Here is a 17,206-nt window from a genome sequence, read left to right on the forward strand (position 1 = left end):
GGCGAAGAGAACCAGGCAAACAGGCGAGCGCCGGCGGTCCACGTTTTGCGCGGCTCCTTGGTGGTCAGAGATAGGTCGCTTGTCAGTCGAGCGCTCCGTGCCGGTCGACACAGTCTTCGCCGGCATGCTGGGCGAGGGTGATTAACATTCGCTTAGAGCATCCGGCGCAAAACCGGGGTTTCGGAACTCCCCGCTCTGCCGCTCTAGCGGATCTGCCGCCGGCTCGCGGGTTTTAGCTTGCCGGCCCCGGTTGTTTGCGGACCGCAGGCCGACGCGGCGGACCCGGCTCGGGATCGGTTTTCGCCGCACGTGCCGGCTGCCCATGAGGGGTTTCGATCAGCGTGATCTTCTGCCAGATCTTTCGCGACAGGTTCGAAGCCAGGTTCTCGATGTCATTGACGCCGTCGATGACCACGGCGTCGTTCACCGATTGCGCGAACAGCGCGGCGATCTTGCCGGTGATCGACAGCATTTCGGAGCAATAGTCGAGATAGCGGGCAAGGTCGGCGGCGTTGGTGATGCGGGCTGGCGAATGCGCAGTCGGCTTGAAACTGGCTGAAAGTGCTGCCGGATCCTTGGTCAGCTGGTGCATGTCGATGACGTGGATCAGCGACCGCAGCCCGTGGAGCTGGCGGAACACCCGCTTGCGCTTGATCCGCTCCTCGGAGCGAATCAGGGCCAGGAAGCCCAGCACGGCGAGGATGATCATGTTGAGGGAGGCTTCGATGCCTTGCACCGACTGGAAGGCATCGTGGTTTCCCGAGATGCGGCCAAGCGGCAGGATTGTGCCGACGAACAGGAACATCAGCGCTCCGACGACGAAGGCGGCGATGATGAGGCCGCGCAGCCACCAGATCGGCGCCTCCAGCGCCTTGGCTGCCTTTGCCAGATCGCGCGACAGCGACACGAGCTCGGCGGCGACGCCGCGCAAGCCTGCATCGGGAAAGCGCTCGGCGACACGCCCTTCCAGCCGTTCGGCGGTTTCGAGGATCAGTTTCGGATCAAGCGAGCGGTAGCGCATGACGAAATGTCCAATCGGCGCTCAGGGTTCGGCCGGTGCATTGGTGCGCTTGCCATAGCGGTTGGGGCCGGGTTGCCCCGGAAACAGGCAAAGCACGAGGAAAGCGATGATCGAGACAACCGGTACGAACAGCACCAGCGCCGCAACACCCGGCTTGTCGAGGTCATGCAACCGCTTCACCGCCAACACGACGTTCGACCAAAGCGAGGCAATGAAGGCGATGAAGAAAATGAAGGACCACATGTTGCTCTCGGCAGTGCCTTCCGGCACCAGCGTGAAACGATAGAGCGGGAAGGCCTGGATGATGGCCACCAGCAATCCTCCAAGAAAATAGGCCGCACGGCTGACGCGGCCCGAAGCTCTAAAGAAAAGCCAGATGAGGTCTGATCTGTAAGGCAAGCGAATTCCGTCCGTATTCGTTGAGAAAGATCAATCGCGCAGCAATTCGTTGATCGAGGTCTTGGAACGGGTCCTGGCGTCGACCCGCTTGACGATGACGGCGCAGTAGAGGCTGGGGCCGGGCTCGTTGTTTGGAAAAGGCTTGCCCGGCAGCGAGCCGGCGACGACGACGGAATTAGGCGGCACCTCGCCGTAAAACACCTCGCCAGTGGCGCGGTCGACGATCTTGGTCGACTGGCCGATGAAGACACCCATGCCGAGCACCGAGCCCTCGCGCACGATGCAGCCTTCGACCACTTCGGAACGGGCGCCGATGAAGCAATTGTCCTCGATGATGGTTGGGCCGGCCTGCATCGGCTCCAGCACGCCGCCGATGCCGACACCGCCCGACAGATGCACATTCTTGCCGATCTGGGCACAGGAGCCGACCGAAGCCCAGGTGTCGACCATGGTGCCGCTGTCGACATAGGCGCCGACATTGACGAAGGACGGCATCAGCACGGCGCCGGGCGCGACATAGGCGGAGCGGCGCACGATCGACGACGGCACGGCGCGGAAGCCGGCCTTCTCGAAATCGACGGCGCTCCAGCCGTCGAATTTCGAGGGCACCTTGTCCCACCATACTGCCTGACCGGGACCGCCCTTTATGATCTCCATCGGGGTAAGCCGGAAGGACAGCAGCACCGCTTTCTTCAGCCACTGGTTGACATGCCATTTGCCGTCGGCCTGCCGCTCGGCAACGCGGGCGACGCCCCGGTCGAGCAGGTCGAGCGCCGATTGGATGGCCTCGCGCGTCTCGCCGCGGGTTGCGGTCGAAATCGTGTCGCGTTCCTCGAAGGCGTTCTCGATAATCTCCTCGAGGCTCGCGAGATCGGGCTTCGACATGAATTCGCTCCATTACCAAGCTGTTAAGGGCCGGCGCCTTAACCTGTTTGAAAGTCGCGCGGACCCTATGTGAAGGCTTGGGGAGGGTCAATCGCGGCAGCGTCACGGGACGGCGCAAGTGAATGATTGGACGGGTAAAGCAAATATGACTCCCATGGAAAAGGCGGGATGGACGCCGCTGCCGCATTCGGACGAGGATCTGGAGCGGTCGAGAAGCGTGCCTGACACGCCGCAAACGCGCGCGGAGACATATCGGCTGGCCTGGAACGATCCCGATTTCATGACGCGGCGCGAGTTGCGCGCGGTCAGGCTGCAGCTCGAACTGCTGAAACCGGAGATGATCCTGGCCGAGCGCGGCATCCAATCGACCGTCATCCTGTTCGGCGGCGCCCGCATTCCCGAACCCGGCGGCGAAGCCTGGGCGGCCAAGAACGAGACGCAGAAGAAGAACCTCGAGCAAAACAGCAAATACTACGAGGAGGCGCGCAAATTCGCCCGCCTCTGCTCACAGCAGTCGGCCACCTCGTACTATCGCGAATTCGTCGTGGTGACCGGCGGCGGGCCCGGCGTCATGGAGGCCGGCAATCGCGGCGCCGACGATGTCGGCGCGCCGTCGATCGGTCTCAACATCGTGCTGCCGCACGAGCAGGCGCCAAACGCCTATGTGACGCCGGAACTCTGCTTCAACTTCCACTATTTCGCGGTCCGCAAGATGCATTTCGTCATGCGTGCCAAGGCCGTTGCGGTATTTCCCGGCGGCTTCGGCACGATGGACGAGTTCTTCGAAACGCTGACCCTGATCCAGACCGGCCGCATGGAACGCGTGCCGGTCATTCTGTTCGGCAAGGCTTTCTGGGCAAGGGCAATCGACCTCGATTTCCTCGCCGAGCAAGGCACGATCACCCCCGGCGACCAGGATATCATCGATTTCGTCGACACCGCCGACGAGGCCTGGGGGATCATTAGCCGCTTCTATAAACTTTGACATGCAAGCAAGGACTTGAAGCGCGCCGGCTGCCTCAAGCAGGGACTTCGACGATCGCCGTGAGAAAGCCGGCGAGATCGTCGGTGACGAAGTCCACATCGTCCTCGTTGGCCGGGTCGCGTTCCCAGATTTCCGAGAAGGTCGGCTCGAAATTGCGCGGCACCACCAGCACCGTGGTCATGCCCAGCGATTTCGGCACCGACAGGTTGCGGGCGAGGTCTTCGAACATCACCGCATTTTGCCCGGTAACGGCGTGGAGTTCGGCAAATTTCTCATAGGATTGCCGCGCCGGCTTGGGGTTCAGTCCGGCTGCGACGATATCGAAAATATCGTCGAAATGCTCAAGAATGCCCAACTGCCGCGCGGTGCGTTCGGCATGCCGGCGATCCCCGTTGGTGAAGATGAATTTACGGCCGGGAAGCTGGCGTATGGCGGTGCCGAGGACGGGATCTGGAACCAGCCAGGAATAATCGATGTCGTGGACCTTCTCGAGAAAATCATCGGGGTCGATGCCGTGGCGCGTCATCAATCCGTTCAGCGTCGTGCCGTATTCGCGGTAGAGCTCCTTTTGCAGCTTGCGTGCTTCCTCGCGCGGCAGCGTCAGCAATTCTCCGACGTAGGCGGTCATCTTCACATCGATCTGCGAGAACAGATTCGAATGATGCGGATAAAGCGTGTTGTCGAGATCGAACACCCAGTCGGTGACATGGGCAAAGCGGGCGGGGTCGGGAAGTGTGGTCATACCGTCCTTATGGCACGAAACGATCTTTCTAACAGGAGGTTTATCCACAACCTATGCGCGCCCTGGGTGGTGAAAATGGTGCCATAATTAAAATCTTAAGCATCGCCGAAAGGCGACATTCAGCGCTTGCTGTGACCAAGACGGATCAGTGGGAGCCAGCGATGAATCGCATATTTCTAAAGTCTGCCGCCATCGCTTTCGCCTCTGTCGCGGTCTCGCTTTTGCTGACGCTGATCGTCGTGCCGGCAATGGGTTTTCCGATCAATCGCACCATCTGGCTGACATCCACCGTCTGCCCGCTGGCGCTTGCCTGGGGCGTCGGCGCCTATACGTTCTGGCAGGGCGAAAGCTTGCAGACCGCCCATCGCGAGCTCGCCCGCGCCCATGCCCAACTAGCCGCCGCGCACAGGCGCTTGGCGGAAAAGGCGAGCCGCGACGACATGACCGGCATGCTCAACCGCGAAAGCTTCTTTGCCGCGCTCGACGGCTCCCGGCGTAATTTCGATCGCGGAGCATTGCTGATCATCGATGCCGATCATTTCAAGACCATCAACGACAGCTACGGCCATCTGATCGGCGACGATGCGCTGCTCCTGATCGCAAACGCGATAGAGCGTGGCGTGCGCAGCGGCGACGTGCTTGGCCGCATCGGCGGCGAGGAATTCTGCGCCCTTCTGATCGGCGCTACCGAACACGAGGCCAGGCGCGTCGCCGAGCGCATCCGCCGTGAAGTCGAGCGTATCCGTTTCCGGCCCGTCGACGAACGAACGGTTCCGCTGACAGTCAGTATTGGCGGCATCACCTGCGACAAGGACGCCGCAGTGTCGGAGCTGATGCGCGCCGCCGACCAGCGGCTTTACGAGGCCAAGCATCGCGGCCGCAATCTGTCGATCATCGACCGCGATATTTCCGAAGCCGCCTGAGCCTTGGCGGTCGCTAACAAGAACTAACCTTTCAGACCTTTGCCGGATCGAGCGCCGGCTCGCCTTTGCGGCGCGCCACGATCGCCGCAAGATCGGCGGTCTCGAAAGCATCACGCAGGGCGTCGAACGACGGCAGCACGAAATAAGCACGCTGAAACTTGTCGATCTCGTAGCCGGTGCGCATTACGGTTTCCAGGTCGAAGGCGACATGGTGCGCCTCGCCGCTTTCCACCGCGAACTGAAGCTCCGTGAAGGATGACATCAGCCCAGCGCCGAACGCCTTCAGCGGCTGGCCGGGTTCGCGCATCAGCCCGTATTCGACGGTGTACCAGTAAAGCCTGGTGATCATCTCGTCGCCGCCGAGCGCAATCACGCTGTCGGCCTTCTTGCCATACATCTGCATGAAGTCGGCAAAGACCGGTTGCGTCAAGATCGGCACGTGACCGAAGAAATCGTGGAACATGTCGGGCTCGACAATGTAGTCGAGCTCCTTTTGGGTTCGCAGCCAGTTGGTGACCGGGAAACGGCGGTTGGCGAGGTGGTCGAAGAACGGCTGGGCGGGAATGAGCCCCGGCACGGCGACGATCTCCCAGCCGGTGAGCTTGCGCAGCTTCTCGCTGACCTCACCGAAATCCGGGATCTTGTCGAGAAGGCCGAGAGCCGCAACGCCATCGAGATAGGAATGATGGGCGAGCTTCCTGGTCAGCTTCGTCTGGCGGTCGCACAGCGTGCGCCACACCGCCTGTTCTTCGTCGCTATAATTGTAGCCCTGCGCCACGGTGAAATCGGCACGGCAGACCGAATAGTCGCCGCGAAGGCCTCGCGCGGCGCATTCGCGGGCATAGTCGGCAACGTTCATGGTCATGGCTGCTCTCCCTGGAAATCATGATCAGCGGATTGCCGGCAATTCTAGCGGAATGGCGGGAGGCAAATCAGCTTTGATGGTGGCTCAAATGCGGGGTTGGAGGTAAAAGACTCCACGATCGAGCTTTGGGAGAGTGAAAATGCCTCAGTTTGACGAATTCGAGATCAAGATGCTCGACATCCTGCAGCGCGACGGGCGCAAGCCGGTATCCGAACTGGCGCAGCAGATCGGCCTGTCGACGACACCTTGCGCGCGGCGCTTCGAGGCTCTTCAGCAGGCGGGCATCATCAAGTGCTTCGCCGCGGTGCTCAGCCGTCGCGCTGTCGGGCTGATGGTCGAGGTGTTCATCCAGGTGCGCCTGACCAGCCACAGCGACGGCTCGCCCGAAAGCTTCATCGCCGCCGTCCAGCGCATGGACGAGGTGTCCTCATGCTGGACCATGACCGGCGACCATGATTTCCTGCTGCACGTGATGGTGCCGTCGGTCGACGAGCTCAATGCTTTCGTCATGCACCGTCTGATGCGGCTCGAAGGCGTGCGCGACGTCCACACCCAGCTTGTGCTGCAGAACATCAAGGGGCCCGGCCATGTCCCGCTTGCACATCTCAGACGATAGGCATTTCTGCGGAAAGGCTGCACAAAAACTGCTGAAGCTGGCCAATCTCCAGAGCTAGATCGCCGACTACGACATGCGGACCGCCATAGCACAGGGCCCGCCATGAAAATCGTCCTGATCAACCCGCCACATACAGCCATCGGCAGCCGTGTGCCGGACGACCATCTGCCGCCGCTCGGTTTGCTGGCACTGGGCGGTCCGCTGATCGACGCGGGACATCAAGTGCGGCTTGTGGACGCCGAATTCGGGCCGATGGCGCTTGCCACGCTGGTCCGGGACGCCTTGAGCGACCATCCCGACTGCATTCTGATCGGCCATTCCGGCTCGACCTCTGCACATCCGACAGCCCTGCTGATCGCCGGCATGGTCAAGGACATCGAGCCGGCGACAATCCTGATTTATGGCGGCGTGTTTCCGACTTATCACTGGCGCGACATACTGGCCGAAACAGATGCCTTCGACTTCATCGTGCGCGGCGAGGGCGAGGCGACAATCGTCGCGTTGGTCGAAGCGCTGGAAAAACGCAAGCCGCTGTCGGATGTGACGGGCATTGCCTTTCATGATGATTTGCGCCGGCCTTTTGCCACCCGGCCGGCAAGGACGATCGCCAATTTCGACGATTACCGCATCGGCTGGGAACTGATCGACTTCAGTCGCTACAGCTATTGGGGAGGCAAGCGCGCGGTGGTCATGCAGTTCTCGCGAGGCTGTCCGCATCTGTGCAACTATTGCGGCCAGCGCGGCTTCTGGACGCGCTGGCGGCACCGCGACCCCCTGAAGTTCGCGCGGGAGATTGCCTGGCTATACCGCGAGCATGGCGTCGAGCTGATCAACCTTGCCGACGAGAACCCGACGTCGTCCAAAAAAGCCTGGCGCGCCTTTCTCGATGCGATGATCGCCGAGAACGTGCCGGTGCTGATCGTCGGCTCCACCCGCGCCGACGACATCGTCCGCGACGCCGACAGCCTGCATTTCTATCGCAAGGCCGGCGTCATCCGCTGGCTGCTTGGCATGGAAAACACCGACGAGCAGACGCTCCAGTTGATCCGCAAGGGCGGCAGCACCTCGTCCGACCGCGAGGCGATACGGCTGTTGCGCCTCAACGGCATCTTGTCGATGGCGACCTGGGTGGCCGGTTTCGAGGACGAAAGCTTTCGCGACCTCTGGCGCGGCTTCCGCCAGCTGATCGCTTATGACCCCGACCAGATCCAGGCGCTCTATGTGACGCCGCATCGCTGGACGCCGTTCTTCAGGATTGCCAGGGACCGCAAGGTAGTCCAGTTGGACGCCCGCCTGTGGGACTACAAGCACCAGGTGCTGCAGATGACCCGCCTCAAGCCGTGGATGCTGTTCTTCGCCGTCAAGCTGATCGAACTGGCCGTGCAGTCGCGGCCCAAGGCCCTGGTGCGTATCCTGTTCCACAAGGATCCGGAGCAACGGCATTCGATGCGCTGGTACACCAAAATGGGCCGCCGCGTCTGGTTCCGCGAAGTCTGGGGCTTTCTGGTCCGCGACCGCCGCCTAAAAAATGGCCCGACGCTCGCCGAATTCTGGGGCGCGCCGCAAGACGAGGAAGAGGAATCGATGGTTGTCGAACGCCTGTCGCGTAAGTCCGTGACCGCTATTTCGCCAAACGCTTGAGCCCCTCAGACACCCGGCCTCACGGCACGATCAGCGTGCCGGCGCCGTGTTCGGTGAACAGCTCGAGCAGCACCGCATGCGGCGTCTTGCCGTTGAGGATGACGACGCCTGCGACGCCGCGCTCGATTGCCTCGATGCAGGTCTCGACTTTGGGGATCATGCCGCCCGAGACAGTGCCGTCCTTGATCAGGGCCTTGGCCTCGGCCACGGTCAACTCGTCGATCAGCTTCTTGTCCTTGTCGAGCACGCCGGGCACGTCGGTGAGGAACAGCAGGCGCGTCGCCTGGCAGGCGCCTGCGATGGCGCCGGCAAAAGTGTCGGCGTTGATGTTGTAGGTATGGCCGTCGCGGCCGGGCGCCACCGGCGCCAGCACCGGGATCATTTCGGACCGCGCCAGGAGGTCGAGCAATGTGCGGTCGACCTCGACCGGTTCACCGACGAAGCCCAGGTCGAGCACCCGCTCGATGTTGGAATCAGGATCGATCATGGTCTTGCGCGCCTTTTCGGCAAACACCATGTTGCCGTCCTTGCCGCACAGGCCGATCGCCCACTCGCCCTCGGCATTGATCAGCGCGACGATCTCCTTGTTGATCGACCCGGCCAGCACCATCTCGACGATCTCGACGGTCTTCTGGTCGGTGACGCGCAAGCCGCCCTCGAATTTGGATTCGATGCCCATCTTGCTGAGCATGGCGCCGATCTGCGGCCCGCCGCCATGCACGACGATCGGGTTGACGCCGGATTGTTTCAAAAGCGCGATGTCGCGGGCGAAAGCCTTGCCGAGCGCGATGTCGCCCATCGCGTGGCCGCCATATTTCACCACGACCGTCTTGTTTTCGTAGCGTTGCATATAGGGCAGCGCCCTTGAAAGCAGCGCGGCCTGCATTTCGGCGGTGGCGGCGACATCCGTCATCGGCGTGGTTCCCAGCTTGGCATGAACGGCGGCGTCTTAGCGGGAATTGGACGAGGGGGCAAACGGCTTTGCTGTCACGATCGATCAAATCACCGCCTATGCCGGCACCTGCAGCGGCGCCCGCCGGCCCAGCCATCCCGAGATCTTTTCCATCTGCGCGGCGAACGACAAAAGCGTCTCCTCGTCGCCGGGGCGGCCGGCGGCCTGGACGCCGAGCGGCAGGCCGGCATCGGTCATGTAAACCGGAAGCGTGATCGACGGTTGCCCGCTGACGTTCTGGATCGCCGGCCAGTGGGTGAACCAAAGGCTCTTGTCCATCAGCTGGCCGAATAGCGGCTTGAACTTCAGCAGGCCGGCGAGGCGCAGTCTGTCCAGGACATTCTCGATGAATTCGTCGGCGCCTTTCGGGTCCATGGTGCCGCAGGCGAGCGGCGGGTGCGCGATGACAGGCATCAGCACTGCATCATAATGCGCGGTTTCGGTGATAAGCCGGCGCGAGGTTGCGTGCAGCCGCTGCAGGCCGGCATAGATTTCGCCGGCCGAGAGGATTTCACCGAATCGGCTCATCACGCGCGTGGCGCGTTCGATGTCGCCTGAGATGGAGCGGCCGACGCGTAAGGCCTCGCCACGCATCGTGCCGGCCACCGCCGCGGCGACGGTTCTGGCGAAATCGGCGATGAAATCGCGATCGATATAGGGCAGGTCGATCTCCTCGACGCTGTGCCCACCTTCGCGCGCCAGCCCGATCGCCGCATCCAGAGCTTTCAACGTCTCTTCCGATATCGGCAGGCCGAGCGGCGATTTTCGATAGAAGGCGAGCTTGAGCTTGCCCGGATCGCGCCCGGCCGCCGCAGCGAAACTGCCGTTCGGCGACGGTGCCGCGTAGGGCGACAGTGGGTCGGGCCCGTGGGTCAGGTCGAGCAGCAGGGCCGTATCGCGCACCGAGCGGGCCAACGCATGGTCGACGACAAAGCCGTACCAGCTTTCGGTGATGAGCGGCGTCAAGGGCACGCGGCCGCGCGAGGTTTTCAGCCCGACCAGCCCGGTGCAAGCCGCAGGCACCCTGATCGAGCCGCCGCCGTCCGAGGCATGCGCCACCGGCACGACACCGGCCGCGACCAGCGCAGCCGCACCGCCCGAGGAACCGCCGGTCGTGTGCGCGGTGTCCCATGGATTGCGGGTGACGCCGTAAGCCACCGACTCGGTCACCAGTCTCAGCCCGTGTTCGGGTGCGGTGCTGGTGGCGATCGGGATCAGGCCGGCGGCCAGATAGCGTTCCGTCATGACCGAGTTGAAATCGGGGGTGTAGGCTGGGATGCGGCTGCCGCCATGCGTCGGCACGCCCTTCATGGCAATGCCGAGGTCCTTCAGCGCAAAGGGCACTCCGGCAAGCGGCAGCTTGTGGTCGACGGTTTTCGCTCGCGCCCGCGCCGCCTCAAAAAGCGGTTCGGCGATGGCGTTGATCTCCGGCCGGGTGGCCTCGGCTCGGGCGATCGCCGCATCGACGAGATCTTGCGGTGTGATCTCTCCCTTGTGCACGAGTGCGGCCTGGCCGGTCGCGTCATACTCCCACAGAACCCGCTCGATCGACATGGTCGCCCTCCCTCTCATGGCAAGCTAGCGGGCGGCGATTTCCTTGGCAATCGAGGCCGGCGCTGCCGGTGCGCAAGACCATTTCAGTCGTTGCAAATACATTGCAATCGCCTAATTTGGCGGCCGATGACGCCGCAGGACATCAGCAACCTGATTGTCCGGACTTCGATGAAGGACCGGGCTGCGTTCGATCTGCTGTACCGGCAGACCAGCGCGAAACTTTTCGGCGTCTGCCTTCGTGTATTGAAGGATCGGGGAGATGCAGAAGAGGCGCTTCAAGAGGTCTTCGTCAAGATATGGACGAAGGCGGACCGTTTCGCAGTTTCGGATCTGAGCCCGATCTCCTGGCTGGTGGCCATTGCGCGCAATCACGCGATCGATCGGATCAGGGCGCGGCGAGAGCCTGCCGCCTATATCGATGCCGCGCTCGACGTGGCCGATCCGGCGCCGGGGCCGGAGGCCATGGCCGTGGCGGGCGGTGAGTCCGAACGCATTTACCATTGTCTCAAAGAATTGGAGAAGGACCGGGCGGCGGCCGTCCGGGGCGCCTATCTGGATGGCAAAAGCTATGCCGAACTGGCGGAGCGCTATGGCGTACCGCTGAACACGATGCGGACCTGGCTGCGGCGCAGCCTGTTGAAACTGAGAGAATGCCTGGAAAGATGACGCTGGCCGACGACAATGGACCGGAACGTGGGGGCGACGACCTGTTCGCCGCCGAATACGTTCTTGGCGTTCTGGCCGCCGATGAACGCGAGATCGCGTCGCGCCGCATCGATGCGGACGCCGCCTTCGCGCGCCTTGTCGATGCCTGGGAGGCGCATCTTTCGCCGATGGCCGCCGCCTATCCGGAGACAGAGCCTCCGATCAGGGTCAAGGAAGCATTGGACCGCCGGCTGTTCGCTGCAGAGCCGCGCGCCGGCCTATGGTCGAGCCTTGGCTTCTGGCGCGCTCTTGCCGCCGCCGCCATTGCGGCGCTGGCGATCTACATCGCCGTGCCTTACTTCCGCCCGCCCACCGAACCGCCGCAGACTCGGCTTGTCGCCTCCCTGGCGGCCGAAGGCAGCGACGTCAAATATCTCGTCGTCTACGATGCCGTCCGTCACGATGTCGGCCTTTCCCACGTCTCCGGCGAGCGGGCCGCCGGCAAGGACTTCGAGCTGTGGATGATCGAAGGCAAGAATGCGCCGGTGTCGATGGGCGTCATCCCGGCCGGTGCGACCGCGCATTTGGCCATCCCGCCCGCCGTCCAGGAGAAATTGGCGCAAGGCGCCGTGCTTGCGGTCAGCGTCGAGCCAGCCGGCGGTTCACCGACCGGCCAGCCGACTGGACCGGTGGTCGCAGCGGGCGATCTGAAGAGCGTCTGACCGCTTCTTGCCTCTAGAAGCAGACCTGAAATCTATCTCCCGCGATTTAAACGCCTGCAAAGTTTGTTGGCGGCTGCCGATCCGCACTGGGCAAATTGCAGCGACACAATATTTTTTGCGGAGAGGGCGAAACTCCCACATTTCTGTCGCGTATCTCCTTGCGTTCCCGAATGAGGCGAACGATAACCCGAGGAGATTGAAATCATGCGTAAATTCGCCACCCTTTTGCTTGCCGGAACGGTCGCCATTTCTGCGCTCGCCACCATTGCCTATGCCCAAAATCCGATGGTCGGCGGCGCCGCCATGTATGCCCAGAAAAACATCGTCGAAAATGCTGTCAACTCGAAGGACCACACGACGCTGGTCGCTGCCGTCAAGGCAGGCGGCCTGGTCGATACGCTGCAAAGCGCTGGCCCCTTCACCGTGTTCGCGCCGACCAACGAGGCCTTTGCGGCACTTCCAGCCGGCACGATGGGGACGCTGCTCAAGCCTGAAAACAAGGACAAGCTGGTCAAGATCCTGACTTGCCATGTCATCGGCGCCAAGGCGATGGCCGCCGACGTCGCCAAGATGGTCAAGGATGACGGCGGCACCCACAAGGTCAAGACGGTCGGTGGTTGCGAACTGTCGCTCAAGACCGACGGCGGCAAGGTCACCGTGACCGACGAGAACGGCAATGTCGCCAATGTGACGATCGCCGATGTCGAGCAGTCCAACGGCGTCATCCACGTCGTCGACAAGGTTCTCCTGCCGAAGATGTAACAAACGCACGCTGCCGGCGAAGATATCGCTAAGGGCCTCCCTGCGCACACTCCGCGCCGTTCACGCAAGATGTGGATAGGCGCGGAGTCCCGCTTTGAGGACAGCGATCGTCACCGGCTTTTGATTTCCGTGTGGCGGTCGAATTTGGCACAAGCAATGACAGGAGGAATGGCCATGAACCGTCGCGAGCTTCTTTTGAGTGGTGCGGCAGCCCTTGGCGTTGTCGCAGGCGCCACCGCGCTGCGCATGGGCGGAGCCCAGGATGCACGCGCGGCCGAGACTTTCGAGGTCACCAAGACCGAAGCCGAGTGGCGCGCCATCCTGTCCGACGCGGCCTTCAATGTGCTGCGCAAGGAGGGCACGGAATACCCGGGAACCAGTCCGCTGCTCAACGAGCACCGCAAAGGCATCTTCGCTTGCGCCGGCTGCGACCTGCCGGTCTATTCGTCAGAGACCAAGTTCGATTCCGGCACAGGCTGGCCGAGCTTCTGGCAGGAAATCCCGAATTCCGTCGGCAAGACCGTGGACAGGTCGTTGGGCATGACCCGCACCGAGGTCCACTGTCGCCGCTGCGGTGGCCATCTCGGCCACGTCTTCGACGACGGTCCGCCGCCGACCGGGTTGCGGCATTGCATCAACGGCGTCGCCTTGACCTTCAAGCCGGCGACGGCGTGAGGACGGCTGCGCCCTGGCTTTGTCGGAGCGCGCGAGGACTTCGTAATGGTTGATTTTGCGCATGACCCCGAAAATCGCTTTTCGGGGTCATGCGCGAGGGCGCCAGGCGGGGGATCCAGCGCGCCTCAATGGCCTCCGCCACTGCCGCCCTGAGCGGCTGGCTTGCGGATCACCAGGGTGAAGAGCCCAAGCGTCGCGAACAAAACCGTCAGCATGAAGAATACGTCCATGAACGACAGCAGCGATGCCTGCTGCTGGACCATGCCTGACAGTTTGGAGATGGCCGCCTTGGAGGCGTCGAGCCCGGCGGTCTGCTCGAAGTTGAGCGTCATGTTCTGCAGCTTCTGCTGCGCAGCGGCACTTCCCCATTGCACGTGCTCGGAGAGCCTGGCGTAGTGGAAGGCATTGCGGTCGATCAGCACGGTGTTGATGACGGCCAGGCCGACGGCGCCGCCGAGATTGCGGGTCAGGTTGAACAAGCCAGACGCATTCTTCAGCCGCTCCGGCGGCAGGGTTCCGAGCGCAATGTTGTTGATCGGCACCATGCAGAGCATCATCGAGCAACCGCGCAGGATCTGCGGGATCAGCAGTTCATAGAAATCCCAGTCGGCGGTGAGATGCGTCATCCACCAGGTCCCCGTGGCGAAGCCGAAGAAGCCGATCATCATCATGATGCGCGGGTCCATCTTGTTCGACAGGATGCCGGAGATCGGCGCGGTGAAGAACATGGCCAGGCCGCTGACGAACAGCGCCTCGCCGATCATCATCGAATCGTAGCCGCGGATGCGCCCCAGGAACACCGGATAAAGATAGGTCAGACCGTAGAGGCCGATGCCGACGACGAAGGAGAACAGCGAGCCGAAGGCAAAATTGATATTGCTGAAGGCCCTCAGATCGACAATCGGCTCCTCGGCGGTGAACACGCGCCAGAAGAACAGCACCGCGCCGAAGGTCATGATGACGGCGCAGATGAACACCGCCTGATCCTGCAGCCAGTCGTTGTTGGGACCTTCCTCCAGCACATATTCCATGCAGCCCAGGAAGGCGGCCATGCCGGCAAGCCCCCACCAGTCGAACTTGCTGAACAGCTTGAGATTGGGTTTGTCGAAGTCGATCAGCGACCAGGCGGCCGTCGTCACCAGAATGCCGGGCACGACGTTGACCAGGAACAGCCAGTGCCAGGACATGGCATGGCTGATATAGCCGCCGACTGTCGGGCCGATGGTCGGCGCCAGCGTCGCCACCAGGCCGATCATCGGCGAGACGATGGCGCGACGCGACGGTGGGAAGATGGTGAAGGCGGCTGCAAAGACGCTCGGGATCATGCCGCCGCCGATGAAGCCCTGCACCGCGCGGTAGACGATCATCTGGTCGATATTGGTTGCGGTCGCCGCCAGCGCGCTGGCCGCGGTAAAGCCTGCTGCCGAGATCGTGAACAGCACCCGCGTCGACAGCATCCGGCTGAGGAAGCCCGACAGCGGGATCATCACCACCTCGGCAATCAGATAGGCCGTCTGCACCCACGGAATCTCATCCGAACTGGCGCTCAGCCCCGCCTGGATCTCGGCCAGCGAGGCCGAGACGATCTGGATGTCCAGGATGGCCATGAACATGCCGAACACCATCGCCAGGAAGGCGATGACGCGGCGTGTCGAGATGTGGTCGACCGGCACGGGCATGGCTGGCGCCGGCGCCGATCCTGCAGTTAGGGTTGCGGTCGCCATGACCTTTGCTCCCGGTTCCGCTTTACTTCGATGCCGAAGGCGCCGTGCGGCTGTCGACGCCGACGACGACGCTCAGGCCGGCGCGCAGCCTGCCCGTCTTCAGCACATCCGCGGGCACGTCGATGCGAACCGGAACGCGCTGCACCACCTTGGTGAAATTGCCTGTGGCGTTCTCCGGCGGCAGCAGCGAGAACACTGCTCCCGAAGCCGGCGCCAGCGACGACACGGTACCCTCGAAGTCCTGGCCGTCGATCGCGTCGACCGACACTCTGACCTTTTCACCAGGCACCAGCCGGGCAAGCTGGGTCTCCTTGAAGTTGGCGACGATATAGAGCTTGTCCATTGGCACGATGACGGCAAGCTTCTGTCCGGGGCTGATCAGGTCGCCCTGCTCGACCGAGCGGTTGCCGACCACGCCGTCATAGGGTGCGCGCAACACGGTGAAGGACAGGTCCCGCACCGCCTTGTCGTGGGCAAGCTGCAGCGAGGCCAGCGTGCTGGCCGATTCCGCGCGCTGCGCCTGGAGCACGCCGATATTGGCCTGAGCCGCCGCGATCTGCGCGTCGGCGCCGGCAAGTGCGGCATTGGCTTGCTCGACCGCCGTCTGGGCATCGTCCAACTGGGCCTGGGTGCCGACGTGGGTCTTGAGCAGCTGGGCGGCCCGCGCTTGGACGCGCTTGGCATTATCGGCCGCGGCCTGGTCGGCGGTCTTCTGCGCCTGCGCCTGCTTGAGCGAGGCGCGCGCCGCCTCGGTCTGGGCATCGATACGCTCGAGCGTCTTGCTCAACGTGGCGATCTGCGCCTCGGCCTGGGCAACGGCAATCTTGTAGTCGCCGTCATCGACGATCAGCAGCGGGTCGCCGGCCTTCACCTGCTGGTTCTCGGTCACTTTGACCTGATCGACATAACCCGAGATTTTTGGCGAGATGAACGCCGTGTCGGCCTGGACATAGGCGTCGTCAGTCGTGATCATGAAGCGCCCGTCGGTCCAGTAATCATAGCCATACCAGGCGCCGGCGCCCAGCAGGGCCAGGCCGATGATCGGCAACAACATCGAGCGCATCGAGCGCTTCTTTTTGGCGGGAGCCAGCGGGGTGACGTCGGCGGGTTTGACAGGGGCTTCCGGCGCTTCGATCGCAGGCTGGACCTTGGCACTGGGGAAAGGGCGGACTTCGGCACTGGTGGGCGCGTTCGAGGACATGATATCTCTCTAAATTAACTGGCGCTGAATTTTGTCAGACTGAACCGTTCGGTTCGATCTCGACGTTGACTTAGCGCTTAAAGAGGCCCATATCAAGAGCAATCGAACCGGATGGTTCGAATTATTTTACGAGGTGTGACATTATGGCCGAAGCCCCCAAGGCCGCTGCTTTGCCTGAGTCAGGCCCATTGCCCAGCGCTGGCAAGGACCAGTGCGATCTGCTGGACAGTCTGCCCCGCGGCCGCCCGGCCGCGGGACAAGATCCCGTCAAGCGCAGCCAGATCATCGACGGTGCGCGCCGTGTCTTCATCGACAAGGGCTTCGAAGCCGCGTCGATGAACGACATTACGCGCGAGGCCGGCGTGTCCAAGGGCACCATCTATGTCTACTTCGCCAACAAGGAAGAGCTGTTCGAAGCGCTGATCGAGGAAGAACGCGGCACGATTTTCAAGAACATGTATGAGGTGCTCGACCAGATCGGCGACCTTCGCCAGACGCTGGTGAAGTTCGGCATCGTGCTATCCATGAAGATCACTTCGGCGAGGGTCATCCTGGCGCAGCGGACGGTGATCGGCGCGTCGGAACGCATTCCGGAGCTTGGCGCGCGATTTTACGAACGCGGCCCGAAGCGCGGCCATGACAGGGTTGTCGTTTTCCTCAACATGGCTATCGAACGCGGCCTGCTGAAGATCGACGATGTCGAGCTTGCCGCCTATCAGTTCACCGAGCTGTGCCTGGCCGGTCTTTTCCGCCAGTGCATATTCGCCTATCGCACCAAGGCGCCAAGTGCGGCCGAGATCGAACATATCGTCAGGTCGGGCGTCGACGTGTTCCTGAAGGCCTACGGCACCGAACAGCTTGCAGAGCAGGAACGGGCCTCCAGCCCCGCCTGAC

Annotated in this window: 18 protein-coding genes; 9 read left to right on the forward strand and 9 right to left on the reverse strand. The window is 62.7% G+C overall.

All coding sequences use genetic code 11. The features are described 5' to 3' along the window. Window positions 1-232: 232 nt before the first annotated feature. From NKI95_RS12765 to dapD, 3 genes are read right to left on the reverse strand one after another with little or no spacing between them, the layout of a single operon-like run. Window positions 233-1,021 carry a hypothetical protein gene (locus NKI95_RS12765; RefSeq protein ID WP_352717127.1) on the reverse strand — a complete coding sequence of 263 codons (789 nt, stop codon included), beginning with the start codon at window positions 1,019-1,021 and terminating at the stop codon, window positions 233-235. 21 nt (window positions 1,022-1,042) lie between these two features. Then, a complete protein-coding gene (locus NKI95_RS12770) occupies window positions 1,043-1,420 on the reverse strand; it encodes a DUF805 domain-containing protein (RefSeq protein ID WP_352717128.1) in 378 nt (125 codons plus the stop codon). Between the two features lie 30 nt (window positions 1,421-1,450). Further along, window positions 1,451-2,305 (reverse strand): 2,3,4,5-tetrahydropyridine-2,6-dicarboxylate N-succinyltransferase, encoded by an 855-nt coding sequence (gene dapD / locus NKI95_RS12775; protein WP_352717129.1) that lies wholly within the window; start codon window positions 2,303-2,305, stop codon window positions 1,451-1,453. 145 nt (window positions 2,306-2,450) lie between these two features. Between dapD and NKI95_RS12780 the strand changes: the two genes are divergently transcribed. Continuing rightward, complete coding sequence (locus NKI95_RS12780; RefSeq protein WP_292655870.1) at window positions 2,451-3,290, forward strand: LOG family protein; 840 nt, start codon at window positions 2,451-2,453, stop codon at window positions 3,288-3,290. Window positions 3,291-3,324: 34 nt separating this feature from the next. Here NKI95_RS12780 and NKI95_RS12785 read toward each other — a convergent pair whose 3' ends face one another. Continuing rightward, entirely contained in the window at window positions 3,325-4,032 is a 708-nt protein-coding gene (locus tag NKI95_RS12785; protein ID WP_023677476.1) for a pyrimidine 5'-nucleotidase, read from the reverse strand. 161 nt (window positions 4,033-4,193) lie between these two features. Here NKI95_RS12785 and NKI95_RS12790 point away from each other — a divergent pair, with 161 nt between their 5' ends. Beyond that, window positions 4,194-4,955 carry a GGDEF domain-containing protein gene (locus NKI95_RS12790; protein ID WP_352717131.1) on the forward strand — a complete coding sequence of 254 codons (762 nt, stop codon included), beginning with the start codon at window positions 4,194-4,196 and terminating at the stop codon, window positions 4,953-4,955. Between the two features lie 31 nt (window positions 4,956-4,986). Here NKI95_RS12790 and phhA read toward each other — a convergent pair whose 3' ends face one another. After that, a complete protein-coding gene (gene phhA / locus NKI95_RS12795; RefSeq protein ID WP_352717132.1) occupies window positions 4,987-5,820 on the reverse strand; it encodes a phenylalanine 4-monooxygenase in 834 nt (277 codons plus the stop codon). Between the two features lie 139 nt (window positions 5,821-5,959). Here phhA and NKI95_RS12800 point away from each other — a divergent pair, with 139 nt between their 5' ends. Beyond that, the gene (locus NKI95_RS12800) at window positions 5,960-6,436 is read left to right on the forward strand and encodes an Lrp/AsnC family transcriptional regulator (protein ID WP_352717133.1); all 477 of its coding nucleotides are present in this window, start codon (window positions 5,960-5,962) and stop codon (window positions 6,434-6,436) included. A 102-nt stretch (window positions 6,437-6,538) separates the two neighbouring features. After that, window positions 6,539-8,077, forward strand: a complete 1,539-nt coding sequence (bchE, locus tag NKI95_RS12805) for a magnesium-protoporphyrin IX monomethyl ester anaerobic oxidative cyclase (protein WP_352717135.1) — start codon at window positions 6,539-6,541, stop codon at window positions 8,075-8,077. Between the two features lie 19 nt (window positions 8,078-8,096). Here the strand turns inward: bchE and argB are convergent, their stop codons facing one another. Beyond that, window positions 8,097-8,990: an acetylglutamate kinase gene (argB, locus tag NKI95_RS12810; RefSeq protein WP_023677482.1), complete on the reverse strand. Its 894-nt coding sequence runs from the start codon at window positions 8,988-8,990 to the stop codon at window positions 8,097-8,099. A 96-nt stretch (window positions 8,991-9,086) separates the two neighbouring features. Continuing rightward, window positions 9,087-10,583, reverse strand: a complete 1,497-nt coding sequence (locus NKI95_RS12815) for an amidase (RefSeq protein ID WP_352717136.1) — start codon at window positions 10,581-10,583, stop codon at window positions 9,087-9,089. A gap of 126 nt (window positions 10,584-10,709) precedes the next feature. On the opposite strand from NKI95_RS12815, the gene NKI95_RS12820 reads away from it, so the two are divergent. The 4 genes from NKI95_RS12820 (at window position 10,710) to msrB (ending at window position 13,387) form a co-directional block, all read left to right on the forward strand. Then, window positions 10,710-11,249: a sigma-70 family RNA polymerase sigma factor gene (locus tag NKI95_RS12820; protein WP_023677484.1), complete on the forward strand. Its 540-nt coding sequence runs from the start codon at window positions 10,710-10,712 to the stop codon at window positions 11,247-11,249. Beyond that, window positions 11,246-11,950, forward strand: a complete 705-nt coding sequence (locus NKI95_RS12825; RefSeq protein ID WP_352717357.1) for an anti-sigma factor — start codon at window positions 11,246-11,248, stop codon at window positions 11,948-11,950. The genes NKI95_RS12820 and NKI95_RS12825 overlap by 4 nt, the downstream gene beginning before the upstream one ends. A gap of 204 nt (window positions 11,951-12,154) precedes the next feature. After that, window positions 12,155-12,712 (forward strand): fasciclin domain-containing protein, encoded by a 558-nt coding sequence (locus tag NKI95_RS12830; RefSeq protein WP_352717137.1) that lies wholly within the window; start codon window positions 12,155-12,157, stop codon window positions 12,710-12,712. A gap of 174 nt (window positions 12,713-12,886) precedes the next feature. Beyond that, on the forward strand, window positions 12,887-13,387 hold the full coding sequence (gene msrB, locus NKI95_RS12835) for a peptide-methionine (R)-S-oxide reductase MsrB (RefSeq protein ID WP_352464747.1): 501 nt from the start codon (window positions 12,887-12,889) through the stop codon (window positions 13,385-13,387). A 125-nt stretch (window positions 13,388-13,512) separates the two neighbouring features. Here msrB and NKI95_RS12840 read toward each other — a convergent pair whose 3' ends face one another. Both NKI95_RS12840 and NKI95_RS12845 read right to left on the reverse strand, forming a co-directional pair. After that, window positions 13,513-15,066, reverse strand: a complete 1,554-nt coding sequence (locus tag NKI95_RS12840; protein ID WP_352717359.1) for a DHA2 family efflux MFS transporter permease subunit — start codon at window positions 15,064-15,066, stop codon at window positions 13,513-13,515. A gap of 67 nt (window positions 15,067-15,133) precedes the next feature. After that, complete coding sequence (locus NKI95_RS12845; protein WP_352717139.1) at window positions 15,134-16,312, reverse strand: HlyD family secretion protein; 1,179 nt, start codon at window positions 16,310-16,312, stop codon at window positions 15,134-15,136. Between the two features lie 143 nt (window positions 16,313-16,455). On the opposite strand from NKI95_RS12845, the gene NKI95_RS12850 reads away from it, so the two are divergent. Continuing rightward, the gene (locus tag NKI95_RS12850; protein ID WP_352717140.1) at window positions 16,456-17,205 is read left to right on the forward strand and encodes a TetR/AcrR family transcriptional regulator; all 750 of its coding nucleotides are present in this window, start codon (window positions 16,456-16,458) and stop codon (window positions 17,203-17,205) included. Window position 17,206: the final 1 nt, after the last annotated feature.

The sequence above is a fragment of the Mesorhizobium sp. M0306 genome (assembly GCF_040321655.1).
Lineage (GTDB): Bacteria > Pseudomonadota > Alphaproteobacteria > Rhizobiales > Rhizobiaceae > Mesorhizobium.